The sequence below is a fragment of the Pseudothauera rhizosphaerae genome, from assembly GCF_004801305.1.
GTDB lineage: Bacteria > Pseudomonadota > Gammaproteobacteria > Burkholderiales > Rhodocyclaceae > Pseudothauera > Pseudothauera rhizosphaerae.
Genome location: NZ_SSOD01000018.1, coordinates 89,622 through 102,294 on the forward strand (window position 1 = coordinate 89,622; position 12,673 = coordinate 102,294).

At 67.3% G+C, this 12,673-nt stretch carries 12 protein-coding genes; 7 read left to right on the plus strand and 5 right to left on the minus strand.

Annotated features, from left to right (window positions below; translation table 11 throughout):
- Window positions 1–7: 7 nt before the first annotated feature.
- From sctE to E6O51_RS18465, 4 genes are all read right to left on the minus strand, one after another.
- Window positions 8–1,126: a type III secretion system translocon subunit SctE gene (gene sctE, locus E6O51_RS18450; protein ID WP_168735328.1), complete on the minus strand. Its 1,119-nt coding sequence runs from the start codon at window positions 1,124–1,126 to the stop codon at window positions 8–10.
- Between the two features lie 14 nt (window positions 1,127–1,140).
- Window positions 1,141–1,614 (minus strand): SycD/LcrH family type III secretion system chaperone, encoded by a 474-nt coding sequence (locus E6O51_RS18455; RefSeq protein ID WP_136386484.1) that lies wholly within the window; start codon window positions 1,612–1,614, stop codon window positions 1,141–1,143.
- Window positions 1,615–1,700: 86 nt separating this feature from the next.
- Complete coding sequence (locus E6O51_RS18460) at window positions 1,701–2,255, minus strand: hypothetical protein (RefSeq protein WP_136386485.1); 555 nt, start codon at window positions 2,253–2,255, stop codon at window positions 1,701–1,703.
- Window positions 2,256–2,293: 38 nt separating this feature from the next.
- The gene (locus E6O51_RS18465; protein WP_136386486.1) at window positions 2,294–2,590 is read right to left on the minus strand and encodes a hypothetical protein; all 297 of its coding nucleotides are present in this window, start codon (window positions 2,588–2,590) and stop codon (window positions 2,294–2,296) included.
- Window positions 2,591–3,096: 506 nt separating this feature from the next.
- Between E6O51_RS18465 and sctW the strand changes: the two genes are divergently transcribed.
- From sctW to sctV, 7 genes are all read left to right on the plus strand, one after another.
- Window positions 3,097–4,233, plus strand: a complete 1,137-nt coding sequence (sctW, locus tag E6O51_RS18470) for a type III secretion system gatekeeper subunit SctW (RefSeq protein ID WP_168735329.1) — start codon at window positions 3,097–3,099, stop codon at window positions 4,231–4,233.
- A complete protein-coding gene (sycN, locus tag E6O51_RS18475) occupies window positions 4,230–4,601 on the plus strand; it encodes a type III secretion chaperone SycN (RefSeq protein ID WP_136386488.1) in 372 nt (123 codons plus the stop codon). The genes sctW and sycN overlap by 4 nt, the downstream gene beginning before the upstream one ends.
- Window positions 4,602–4,621: 20 nt before the next feature.
- Window positions 4,622–5,017 (plus strand): type III secretion apparatus assembly protein SctX, encoded by a 396-nt coding sequence (gene sctX, locus E6O51_RS18480; RefSeq protein WP_136386489.1) that lies wholly within the window; start codon window positions 4,622–4,624, stop codon window positions 5,015–5,017.
- 76 nt (window positions 5,018–5,093) lie between these two features.
- Window positions 5,094–8,375, plus strand: a complete 3,282-nt coding sequence (locus E6O51_RS18485) for a hypothetical protein (RefSeq protein WP_136386490.1) — start codon at window positions 5,094–5,096, stop codon at window positions 8,373–8,375.
- 43 nt (window positions 8,376–8,418) lie between these two features.
- A complete protein-coding gene (locus E6O51_RS18490) occupies window positions 8,419–8,865 on the plus strand; it encodes a type III secretion system chaperone (RefSeq protein ID WP_136386491.1) in 447 nt (148 codons plus the stop codon).
- Between the two features lie 180 nt (window positions 8,866–9,045).
- Window positions 9,046–9,396, plus strand: a complete 351-nt coding sequence (gene sctY, locus E6O51_RS18495) for a type III secretion apparatus assembly chaperone SctY (RefSeq protein ID WP_168735330.1) — start codon at window positions 9,046–9,048, stop codon at window positions 9,394–9,396.
- Complete coding sequence (sctV, locus tag E6O51_RS18500) at window positions 9,393–11,519, plus strand: type III secretion system export apparatus subunit SctV (RefSeq protein ID WP_136386493.1); 2,127 nt, start codon at window positions 9,393–9,395, stop codon at window positions 11,517–11,519. Before sctY ends, sctV begins: the two co-directional genes overlap by 4 nt.
- A 167-nt stretch (window positions 11,520–11,686) precedes the next feature.
- Here sctV and E6O51_RS18505 read toward each other — a convergent pair whose 3' ends face one another.
- Window positions 11,687–12,505: an IS5 family transposase gene (locus E6O51_RS18505; RefSeq protein WP_136386494.1), complete on the minus strand. Its 819-nt coding sequence runs from the start codon at window positions 12,503–12,505 to the stop codon at window positions 11,687–11,689.
- Between the last annotated feature and the right edge of the window lie 168 nt (window positions 12,506–12,673).

Sequence of the window (12,673 nt, forward strand, 5' to 3'; positions counted from 1 at the left end):
TCTTTCGTCAGACGATGTTCTTGATCTGCTGCAGGCGGGTTTCGCTGCCGGCGGCGATCAGGGAGGACAACTGCTGCATGGCCTCGTCGAGCTTCGCCACCAGTTCCTTGATGCGCTCCCGGTCGTCTTCCATGGCCTTCATCAGTTGCAGGATCACCTTGTCCAGTTCGGCCTTGTCCGCCTTGGCCATTTCCGCCGCCTTCACGTCCTCGGCCTTGGCCATGGTGGTGACGCCCGAACCGACCGAATTCACCCCGCCGGCGATGGTGGCGCAGGTATTCACGATCTGGGCCATCTTGGTGACCTTGGTCGCCACGTCCGCGGCCTTGAACAGGGCCGCGCCGCCCACCGCGCAACCGGCCACGGCGATGACGATCTGGGTGACCATGGCGGCGATCTGGCCGAACTTCTCCGCGTCTTCCTTGTTCATGCCGGACGCCAGGGCGATCTCCTCGAACATCTTGGTCAGCCCGGCGTTGATGGAGATGTCCGGCCCGCCGCAGGCCTGGCTGATCTCGCTGGCGATGCTCATCACCGAATCGGCCACCGCATAGGCCGCGAAGGCCACCGCGACCACCCCCAGCACGCCGGAAGCGGCGCCCGCGGTCAGGACGGTGAGGGCGATGGCGGCCACCGCGGCCAGGATCAGGCCGATGATCTTGAACACCTTCAGCAGGCCGTTCTTCTCGTTGGCCTCGGCCATCTTCTTGGCGGCCTCCTCGATCTTCTCGATGGCCTTCTGGTGGGCTTCCTGCTTCTGGGTGTCGGAAAGCTTGATGCCTTCCTTGGCGCTCTGGGCCTGCAGTTCCGTGATCTTGTTCTGCATCGACCCGATGATCAGGGCGAGCTCGTCGGGGGAGAACGCCCTCTCCGGCTCGGACAGGACCGGCGCCCCCTGGGGCGTGTTCTTGCCGCCCGTGCCGCCGGTCTTGTATTCGCCCACCAGTTCGCCCATCAGCTTGGCAACCTCGCCCAGCATCCGGGTGGCATCGGCCTCGGTGATGCCGGCACCCTTGTACAGCTCCAGCATCTCCCTGGTGAACTTTTCGTTCACCCCGGAGTTGTCGCCCGTGCCCAGGTTGTAGTTGCCGTAGTTGTTGCCGGTCGTGAAACTCGTATCCACCATGATCCTGTCCTCCCTCAGGAAACCAGCAGGGCCGCCATGGCCTTGGCACGCAGGGCCTGCCCGGTGAACTGGGGCTTGCCTTCGGCCAGTTCGCCCACGCTTTCCAGCAGGCCGAGGGCTTCTTCCTTCTTGCCCTGGCCGATCAGGCATTCGGCCATGTGCAGCAGCACATCCACGTCGGTGGCGTCCAGCACGTAGGCCAGGCCGTAGGCCTTGAGGGCGGCGTCGTACTGCTTGAGCATCTGCAGGCAGGCCGCGCGGCCCACCAGGTAGCGCTTCTCCCACTGGTCGTGGGCCACCAGGAAGGTGAAGGCCTTCAGGGCCTCCTGCCAGCGGGCCTGGCGGTAGTAGCCGTATGCCATGGCATAGACGGCCTCCATCTCCTTGGCATCGATGTGGAGGACCTGGGCGAGCGTGCCGCCGTCGGCGACGAAATCGACGACTTCGGCGATGTCGCCGCTAAGGTCGCGCGGAGTGGTTTGCGACATGGGGAGTCTCCCTTGATGCGGTGCGGGTACCGGGCCGCCCCGCCCAGGGCGCTGCGGGCGGGACGGCGATCCGGCGGCGGACGTGCTCAGCGCATGTTGCCGACGATGGATTCGCGCGACTTGCTCATCTTCGAGATGAAGTTGGTCATGATCTCGAAGGCCTCGTTGCGTTTGTTGGTGAGGCTCTGCAGGCGGATCATGTCCAGTTGCTGGGTGGAGTTGAGGCTGTCGATCTTTCCCTTGATGCCCTCGATCCAGGTGTCGTAGGTCTTCTGCTTGGCGTCGTAGATGCCGGTGCCCGGTTCATTGACCTCGTCGTCGCCGGTCGGCATGGTCAGGCCTGCCTCCTTCACCGCGGCGTAAATCTCCCGGCCGGCAGCCTTGTCCGCGCCCATGTTGCCCCACTTCTCCGGATCGGTGCCGCCCGGACGCTGCGTCCGCAGCTTGTCGAGCAGGTCGTTGAGCTTGGCGATCTCCTTGTTGCGGTTGGACACGTCTTCCATCTGGGTTTTCAACTGGCCTTCCAGCAACTGGGCGCGCTGCGACTGCACCAGCATCATCGCCGACTCGATATCCAGGTTCTTGATGTCAACGCTGGTGACGAAGTTGATTCCGCTCGAATTCCCGACGCTGCTTACCATGTTCGACTCCCTTGATCAGTTGAATAGGATGTTGCGGTTCAGATCATCCGATGCGCGTTCTTGGGCTTGACCGTCGTCGAGGTCGGCACCGCAAGATGCTTCAGATCGGCCAGATCGGCTTCGGCGGCTTCCTTGCCCTGGCGGATCAGTTCCTCGCGCTTGTCGGACGGCAGGCCGTCGAGCATCTCATCGACGGATTTCGCAAACGCCTCCGGCTCCATGCCGGCAGCGCGCATCGCCGCATACGAGTCGTCGATGGACTCCTGCGCCTTCTTCAACAGCGCTTCGGCTTCGGCGACGATCTTGACGCTTTGCTCTTCGGGGCTAGTGCTCATCGGGTATCTCCTTGATCTGGTATGGGCGGTTCGGACTCGCCACACCCGCTGTGTAACGGGGGGGCGAAAAAAAGTTCGCGGGCCTTGCACAAATTTTTCCGGGGGGCCCGCGCATGTCTGCAAACCTCTGAATCGTATAGGCTTCCTGCAGCGCTCCCTGTGACAACCTTGCCTCCTGTCCGCTTTTTTCCTCGGCGTTCGCACCAGGCTGCTCCTGCGGGCCCGTCCACCGGCAGCGGCCCGACGGGCGATGCTAGCGGGTGTATGAGCGCAGGCATAGTCTCTGAACAGATACTTTCCGTCCAGCGCAGAAAAGAAGTATGTTCCGCAGGGCTTTCGGCATAGGCCGCGCGGCAACGGGGAGGAAGGCCGCCCCGGGGCGGGGAAATGAACTTTCCACCACCCCTTCGTTACCATGTCAGCACAAGGGGCGAACGGCGCGGACGGGTTCCGCGCTCCTTCGCCGCTGGCAGCACAGTCCTTTCATCTTTCACGGGTTCTTGACGATGCGGATCGACGGCCTCAACTCCACGCCGCTCCCCCAGGACATGGGCGGGCAGCAGGTGCGCGCGCAGGTCCAGACCGGCGCCTGGCGCGGCGAGTCGGTGCAGGTGTCCGGCGACGGCTGCGACATCCTCACCGACGCGGCCGAAGAGATCACCATGTCCCAGTCGGAGAAGGCGGAATCGAAGAAGCTCAATGAGCGCAAGATTTCCAACCGGCCTTCCCTGATGCTGCCGCGCATCGAGCAGATCCAGCAGTACCTGGAGAAGGTCGGCAAGGGCGGCCAGCAATACAAGCTGCAGGACTTCGTCGCCACGCTGAAGAACCGCGAGCGCGACGGCCAGGGTGGCGGCGGAGGCGGCGGCGCCAGCCCGCGGGAGGAAGCGCGGCGCCAGTTCGGCAACGTCACCGAGCAGTTCCTGGCGCTGTCCTTCGCGGTGGAGGAACTGTCCCGGGAGGGCGGCCACGAGAAGCTCGTGGACCGCATCCGCGAAGACCTGGAAGACCTCTCCGACGACTTCGGCGGCCACATCCGCGCGGATCTCAACACCGTGGGCGTGGCCGGCGAGTTCGGCCGCGGCGACCCCGGCGAGACCGAGCGTTTCCAGGCCGGCTACCGGGATTCGGTGCTGGGCGGCGAGAACCTCTCCGGCATGCTGCGGGCGACGCTGGAGCACTTCGGCGAACAGGACTTCGGCCGCGCCGTGGAGCACATGATCCGCGCCCTGGGCGACGACCTCGCCGCCATGCAGGGCTCCTCCGCGGAGCCCACCCGGCTCAACGCCGTGCTGCAGGACCTCTACCTGCTGGAAGTGCTGTCCACCGTGCTCGACAGTTGCCGCGAACTCTCCGAGCGCATGCACAAGGAGCACGGCATCGGCCCCATCGACCCCGGCGCACTGATGCAGGACCTGGTGGCCGCCACCGGGGAACGCTGGACCACCGGCGGGCGCTTCGTGTCCATCGCCGAAAAGCACGGCGTGCGGGACCTCACCGCCCAGATCAACTTCCTGACCACGGTGAAAGTGCTGGCCCGCGAGATGCCGGTCAAGGTATTCGTGGACCCGGAAAGCCGTTTCAACGTCGTCGGCGCCATCCAGGAAGCGCTGGATGACATCATCGCCCAGGAGGAAGAATGAGCTGGATCGACCAGACCTTCGAGGAATTCGGCCGCGCCATCGGCGTGGGTCCCCTGCGCACCGGTGCCGGCGGCGGCCTGTCCCTGCGCCTGGGCGCCGACGGCCGGCTGGCCTTCCAGGTGGGCGAGGAGGCCGTGTTGATACTGCTCGCCCAGCCCCTGCCCCCCGGCGACGGGCTGGCCGCAAAGCTCAAGGCGCTGGACCTGTGCCACAGCCGCCACGGCTGGAGCCTGCCGGCGCGGGCCGGACTGACGAAAGACGGCCAGCTCGTGTTCACCCTGCGCCTGCCGGCGCGGGAATTCCGCCTGCCGCTGCTGGAGCAGGCCTACGAACAACTGCGCCGCCTGCACGAGCAGGCGCGCGCCTGAACCTCCCCCTGGAGAGCGCCATGTCCATGAAACTCGACGGCTTTTCCTTCGACCGCGGCATCGACCGCATCATCCGCAACGACCAGACCAGCGTGCCCCTGCCCCAGGCCGGCCAGCTCGCGCCCTCGGACGCCATCAGCCGCCCCGAACTGGAAAAGCTGCTGGCCCTGCCCAATCTCGGCGATTTCCTGTCCGAAACGCTGAAGCCGGACATCGACAACAAGGATCTGCTGACCCCCCAGGGCTTCCAGCGCGCCCTGCAGGACGCGCTGACCGAACTGCGCCAGCGAGCCGAGGACGGCAGCGTGGATGCCGACACCGCCAAGCTGCTCGGCAAGGCCGCCCGCGTGCTCAGCGAGGAAGCCAATCTGCGCGACCTGCTCAACATGTACCGCAGCGTGCTCTACCAGGGCTGAACCTTTCGCCGCCGTCCGGTTACCCAACCGGCGAGCCGTGCCTTGTGCGCGGCGCCTCATACCAGGGAGACACACGATGCCCGGACCCATCATCGGCGGCCACCGCCCCCAGGGCGTGCAGCCCACGCAACAGAACCAGCCCGTCGGCGGGCAGAACCCGGTCGGCCTCGGCGGCCGCCAGCTCGGCGTGGCCCAGCCCGGCGCCCCGCGCAATCCCGTCCTCAAGGCCCTGTCGGACATCGGCCACGCCATCGCCCGCGTGTTCACCCCGGCCCAGCCCGGTCCGGGGCGGGCGCAGGCGGCGGAGCAGCGGGCCGTGGCCAAGCTCGACGGCCGGCTGGGAGAACTGCTGGGCGGCCTGTCCCGCAAGCAATCCGGCGAAGTGGGGGTGAACCTGTACAGGCTGGAGCGGGCGCAGGCTCAGCTCGCCGGCGCGGGCGGCGACGGCGAACGGGCGCTGGGCGAGCGGCTCGGCGAGCGCCTGGGGCAGATGTCCACCCAGGAACTGCGCACCCTGGCCAAGGCCCTGCGGGGCGACAACGTGGCCCAGGCCCAGGTCAACCTGGGCGGACACCCGGAAGCCGAGCAGTTGCTGATGCGCATCGAGACCGCCGTGGTGCGCGAACTGGGCGACCGCGCCCGCACCGAGATGACCCGCGGCACCGACCGGGTCGTGGACCAGGCCCTCGAAGCCCTGGACAAGGGGGAATCCGACGGGCGCATCGCCGGGCTCATGCAGGCCGCCTTCCACCCCGCCACCAACGAACTGGGCAGCCTGCGCAGCAGCGGCGTCAGCGGGCTGGACGACAAGGAAGTGGACCGGGAAGTGGCCCGCACCGTGCAGGACAGCCTGTCCCGCCTGCCCCAGGACAAGCTCGACCGACTGCTGCAGAAGACGCCCACCGACGAGTTGCGCCGGCTCGCCCTGGCCGGCCCGGAAGGCGCCGTGGCGGGCGCGCTGGACAAGGAGATCGCCGCCCGTACCGAACGCCTGACGGCGCGCTACGAAGAAGGCTGCGCCAAATTCCTCTCCCACGATCCGGCCAAGGCCGTGGAAGACCCCAGCGGCCCCCTCCACGATCCGGTGAACTTCGCCAGGTCTCTCACCGACCTGGCCGAAGCCCTGCAACTGCTGCGGGACCACTGCAAGACCCACAACCTGCCCTTGCCGCCCCGCACCGACGAACTGCTGGCGAAGATCATGGGCCACGGGGAAGAACTGCTGCGCCCGGGCAACCTGAACCTGGGCGAACTTTCCAACGAGCGCCTGGGCATCTTCGCCAAGAGCCTCAAGCTGCTCGGCATCGAGCGCGCCAACGGCCCGATCCAGAAGGAGATCGAAACCCGCCTGGCTCCGCAGGAAACCGCCTACCGCCAGTCCGCCAGGGCCATGCTGGACGGCCTGCGCAGCGGCGACCCCGCCCGCGTGCTGGCCGGCCTGCGGGACATGGAAGCGAACTTCTCCAGCCTCAAGAACCTGCGCAACGACCTGGTGCGTGACATGGTGGGCGCGCCGGAAGTGGCCCGCCTGCGGGAGAAGCTGACCGGCGAGGCGCTGGCCGGGCTGTCCGACCAGGAACTCATGGAAGTCTTTGCCGCCCTGCAGAAGCCGGAGAACAAGGCCCTGCTGGAAGGCCTCTACGTGGCCGGCGAAATCTCCGACCGCGCCGGCCAGGACAACTACGGCGTCCAGCTCAACGTCATGGGCGCCTACCTGGAAGAAACCCTGGGCCAGGTCGCCACCGAACTGGAAAAGCGCGGCGTGAGCCTGCCCCGGGACGACAGCGGCCGCCTGCTGCTGCCCTCCTCCGGCGAACGCCCCTCCCTGGGCAACCTCACCCCCGCCGCCCGCCAGGTCTTTCGCGACCTGCTCTCCGTGGAACTGGGCGAAGGCCGGGACACGGGCCGCCTCAACCGGGGCACCGTGCGCGGCGAACTGCGCAACACCATGGAAGGCATCCTGAAGCAGCCCACCACCGAAATCGTCGCCCTGCCCGGCGGCGCGGTGGTCAGCGAACAGTTCTACAAGGATGCGATGCGCTGTTTCGAATTCCGTCTGCCCGGCGGCGAGTCGCTGATCGACTACGGCGACTGGGAAACCCTGGGCGAAACCGAGCGCAAGGCCCGCATCGAAAGCGGCTTCCAGCGCCTGGTGGAATTCTGCGAGGGCGACGGGGACATGGCCCTGCTGCTCACCCGCCACGCCCACCAGGGCCTGGCCGCGGGCTTCTTTGGCGCCTGCGTGCAGAACCCGGACGACAATCCGGTGCGCCTGCCCGACGGCCGCAGCGGCATCGTCGATCAGGGCTGGCCCGGCCACTTCCAGTACGTGCCCATGGTGAGCTTCGTGCGCGACGGCAACGGCCGCCCGCAGATCGACTTCAGCCTGGTCGTGCAGGGCGGCATGCTGCAGACCATGGACGGCGGCATGGTCTGGCTGGACCCGGAAACCAGCCGCATGAGCTACCGCTACCGCGCCGCCCTGGGCGAGGACGGCACGCTGAGCTTCGCCGGCGCGCCGAGCTACGACCTGTCCCTGAACCCCAGCCGCTTCCAGAAGCCCTACGCCCCGCCCACCCTGGACGACGTGCGCGACCCGAAGAAGACGGCGCTGCGCGGCGACGTGCTGGACTTCGCCCGGGGCATCCAGTCCGGCCAGCTCGTGCAGGCCCAGTACGCCATGGACGAATTCCGCGCCCAGCCCACGCTGCTACGCGCGCTGAAAGTGGTGGACCAGCACCTGCGCCCCGGCGCCCCCGGCGAAGTGGGCGGCCTGCCCGGCACGGACGGCATCCGCGACACCGTGGACCAGGCCGCCGCCCTCGCCCGCCAGGCCCTGGTGGCGGCCTTCGACGATACGCTGACGCACATCGACGGCCTGATCCAGGACAACTACTACAACGGCCGCGAGCACACCCTGAGCAGCCTCCCCGGCTGGCCGGCCGGCTTCCAGCCGCCGCCGACCTACCGCGACCTGCTGCAGAGCGGCAACCAGCAGGCCATCGAAGCCCTGCACAACCACATCGCCCACCCCACCCGCGCGCCGGAGATGATCGCCTTCAAGCGCGCGCTGCAGGAATTCGCCCTGGCGCCCGGCTTCGAAGGCGCCGAGGCGCTGTTCGAACGCTTCATCAAGCCCGCGCCCCAGGGCGGCCTGTTCGACGTGGATGCAACCCCGTCCGACACGCTCAACCTGGACAATTCCACCCGCGACACGATCCGCGAACGCCTGGACGAGATCCGCGACACGCCGCTGGCCCCGACCCTGTTCGACGACCCGAACCGGGTGCTGTGCCAACGCGTGGAGCAGGACATCCTGCCCGCCATGACCGCCGCGGTGAACGAAGGCCGCTTCTGACCGCCCCGCTTCCGATCCCTCCTGCCACCGGAGCCCCTCCTCCATGCATCCCCGCCACCTCACCGAAGAACTCGGCCGCCATCTGGGCGTGCCGCTCGCCCTCGACGATGCCGGCCTCGCCCGCCTCATCGTGGACGGCCAGCTCACCCTCGACTTCGAACTCGACGCCGGGCAGGACCGCCTGCTGGCCTATGCGGTGATCGGCACGCCCCCCGGCGGCGGGCGCGAGGCGCTGTTCGCCGAACTGCTGGCCGCCAACCTGTTCGGCGCCGAAACCGGGCGGGCCTCGCCGGCGCTGGACTCCACCCGCGGCGAACTGCTGCTGTGGCTGGCCTTCGACGACGGCACCGACGTCCAGGACGCCCTGGCCGCCCTCGGCGACCTGGTCACCCAGGCCACGTACTGGCGTAGCCGGCTGGCCGGCAACGGAGCCACGAGTCCGGCGTCCTCCGCGCTGCCCCCCGAACTGGCCGCGGTGCTGCGCGCATGAGCGCCGCCGCCCCCGTGGGAGCGGGCTTGCCCGCGATGCGGCCTCATCGGCACCCGGAACCGCCGCATCGCGGGCAAGCCCGCTCCTACCGTCACGGGGTAGTCGATCCATGCGCAAAGCTTGACGAAGATGGGACGAGGGGTTGCTACAATCCGCCGTCCCCTGTGCGGAGCCCTCACGGTGCAGCATGACGACCGGGCGCTGATGCGCCTCCTCGCCTACGTCTATCTCCATAACGGCATGCCCGAGAAGGCCGTGGCGCTGTTCGCCGCGCTGCGCGCGCTGGACGCGGACGACCGCGACGCCGCCAAGGGCCTGGCCTGGGCGCACCTGGAAGCGGACAAGCCGCAGGCCGCGCTCAAGGTGCTGGACACCATCGTCGGCCCCGGCGAGCCCGGCGCGGTGGTGCAACTGCTGCGCGCCCGCGCCTTCGCCCGCCTCGACCAGAACGACGACGCGCAGGTGGCCATGCGCGCCTTCCTCGCCCTGCGCGATGCCGCCGCCAAACCCGTGGAGCCCCGCCGCCCATGAATGCGCTGAACCAGAAGCTCACCCGGTGGATCATGATGGCCGCCAACCGCACGGACATCGTGCTGGCGGTCATCGTGGTGGCGGTCATCTTCATGATGGTGCTGCCGCTGCCCACCACGCTGGTGGACGTGCTCATCGGCGTGAACATGTGCCTGTCGGCGGTGCTGCTGATGGTGTCGATGTACATCCCGTCGCCGCTGTCCTTCTCCGCCTTCCCCACGGTGCTGCTGATCACCACCCTGTTCCGCCTGGGCCTGTCCATCGCCACCACGCGGCTGATCCTGCTGCAGGCCGACGCCGGCCACATCATCGAGACCTTCGGCAACTTCGTCGTCGGCGGCAACCTGGTGGTGGGCCTGGTGGTGTTCCTGATCCTCACCATCGTCCAGTTCGTGGTCATCACCAAGGGCGCGGAGCGGGTCGCCGAAGTGGGCGCGCGCTTCTCCCTGGACGCCATGCCCGGCAAGCAGATGTCCATCGACGGCGACATGCGCGCCGGCGTCATCGACATGGACGAGGCGCGCCGCCGCCGCGGCATCGTGGAAAAGGAAAGCCAGCTCTACGGCGCCATGGACGGCGCCATGAAGTTCGTCAAGGGCGACGCCATCGCCGGCCTCATCATCGTCGCGGTGAACATCCTCGGCGGCGTGATGATCGGCACCATGCAGCGCGGCATGACGGCCGGCGACGCGCTGCAGAAGTACTCCATCCTCACCGTGGGCGACGGCCTCATCTCGCAGATTCCGGCGCTGTTCATCTCCATCTGCGCGGGCATGATCGTCACCCGCGTCTCGGACGACGACGGCACGCCGTCCAACATCGGCCGCGACATCGGCCGCCAGGTGCTGTCCCAGCCCCGCGCCTTCATGATCGCCGCGGTGGTCATGCTCGGCTTCGCACTGGTGCCCGGCATGCCCACGGCCGTATTCATCACCCTGTTCTTCATCGTCGGCACGGTGGGCTTCGTCCTGCACCGCAGCGCCACCCAGCCGGCGATGGCCCTGGCCGGCGCGGGCGGCGGCGAGGATTTCAACGAAGTGCCCGCCATGGCCGCCGCCGGCCAGGCCAAGCCCCAGCGCCCCAGCTCCGAGCCGGGCAACGAATTCGCCCCCACCGTGCCGCTGCTGATGGACGTGGCCGCCGGCCTCTCGGCCAGCTTCAAGGCCGACGTGCTCAACGACGAACTGCTGAAAATCCGCCGCGCGCTGTACTTCGACCTGGGCGTGCCCTTCCCCGGCATCAACCTGCGCTTCAACGACCACCTGCCGCCGGGCAGCTACGCCATCATGCTGCACGAGGTGCCCGTCTCCCAGGGCCAGTTGCGCCCCGGCTGGCTCTTCGTGCGGGAAAGCGAGGACACCCTGAAGGCGCTGGGGGTGGAATTCGAGAAGGACAAGAAATTCCTCCCCAACCTGCCCACCATCTGGGCGCCGGAAAAGCTGCGCAGCCTGCTCGCCCAGGCCGGCACCAGCGTCATGGAACCCACCCAGGTGCTCACCTACCACCTGGCCTTCGTGCTCAAGAAGTACGCCGCCGACTTCGTCGGCATCCAGGAGACCAAGTTCCTGCTCTCGGCCATGGAAGACCGCTTCCCCGACCTGGTCAAGGAAGTGCAGCGCGTCATGGCCATCCAGAAGATCGCCGAGATCCTGCAGCGCCTGGTGTCGGAGGACGTCTCCATCCGCAACCTGCGCACCATCCTGGAAGCGCTCATCGACTGGGGCCAGAAGGAGAAGGATTCGGTGCTGCTCACCGAATACATCCGCGCCGCCCTCAAGCGCCACCTGTCGTACAAGTATTCCGCCGGGCAGAACCTGCTGCCGGCCTTCCTGTTCGCGCCCAACGTGGAAGACACCATCCGCGGCGCCATCCGCCAGACCTCGGCGGGCAGCTACCTGGCGCTGGACCCCAACGTCTCCCGCCGCCTGCTCGACAGCATCAAGCGCACCGTGGGCGACATCTCCGCCGCCGCCCAGCGCCCGGTGCTGCTCACCTCCATGGACATCCGCCGCTACGTGCGCAAGATGATCGAGCAGGACCTCTACGATCTGCCGGTGATCTCCTACCAGGAGCTCACGCAGGAGATCAACATCCAGCCCCTGGCGCGCATCGAGCTGGCCTGATATGCCCTGAAGACCACCCTGTGGGAGCGGGCTTGCCCGCGATGCGGCGGTTGGGGGTGCGAATGGCACCGCATCGCGGGCAAGCCCGCTCCTACACCCCCCAGAACGCACCATCACGCCGCACTCCTGAGCGGCGTCGTTTTTTCCGCCCGCCCCCCGGACGGAGGCTAGAGCATGTTCTGAATGATGTTCATGGCATCTTTGAGGTGAGGCAACATGAGGCAAGCAAAGGCCAAGTAGTGCAATCCGGCCAAAGTTTCGGGCAGCCGCTCATAGTCCCGGGCGAGACGACGAAAGCGCGCGGCCCAACCAAAACTGCGCTCAACGACCCAGCGGCGCGGCAGTAGTACGAAGCCACGCTTGGCCTGAGGCAGCTTAACGACTTCGAGGGCGATTCCTTGCTCAAGCGCCGCGTGAGCAGCCTTTTGGCCGGTGTAGCCCTGATCGACATAAGCGAGCGTCACTTCCTGGTCACTGACCTCTTGCACCGCTTGGGCCAACTGGCCGACCTGATCACGGTCCTGTTCGTTGGCCGGCGCGACGTGCAAGGCCAGCAAATGCCCCAGGGTATCGACGGCGACATGAACTTTGGACCCTTTCTTGCGCTTGGCCCCATCGTAGCCGGCACGGCCACCGCTGGTGGGCGTCGATTGGAGCGTCCGGCTATCCAGGATGGCCGCCGACGGATGAGGCGTGCGCCCGTCAGCCAAGCGCAACAGCATACGCAGGTCAAGCACGATGGCTTCGAAACAGCCCGCCCTGAACCAGCGCTGCATCTGCTGATGCACACGCGACCACGGTGGCAGATCGTTGGGTAGCATCCGCCACGGGCAACCGGTACGCACCACATAGCGTAAGGCGTTGAATACTTCGCGTAGGTCGTGCCGACGCTGGCCGGCATCGAGCGGAAAAAGGATCAAATAAGGTGCAACGAAGGCCCATTCTTCGTCGCTGACGTCTGTCGGGTAGGGTTTGCGTTCTGCCATAGCCACGCAATCTTACGGCTATGGCATGGTTCAGAACATCCTCTAGGGAAGTGCTGAACAAATGCCCGCGGACCGATTTCGAGCGCGTATCAGTGACGGGCTTTCGACTTTGATGGCGTTTTTCGCTTCCGATCGGGTCGTCCTCGGGCTGTTGCCCTCCGTTTTTGC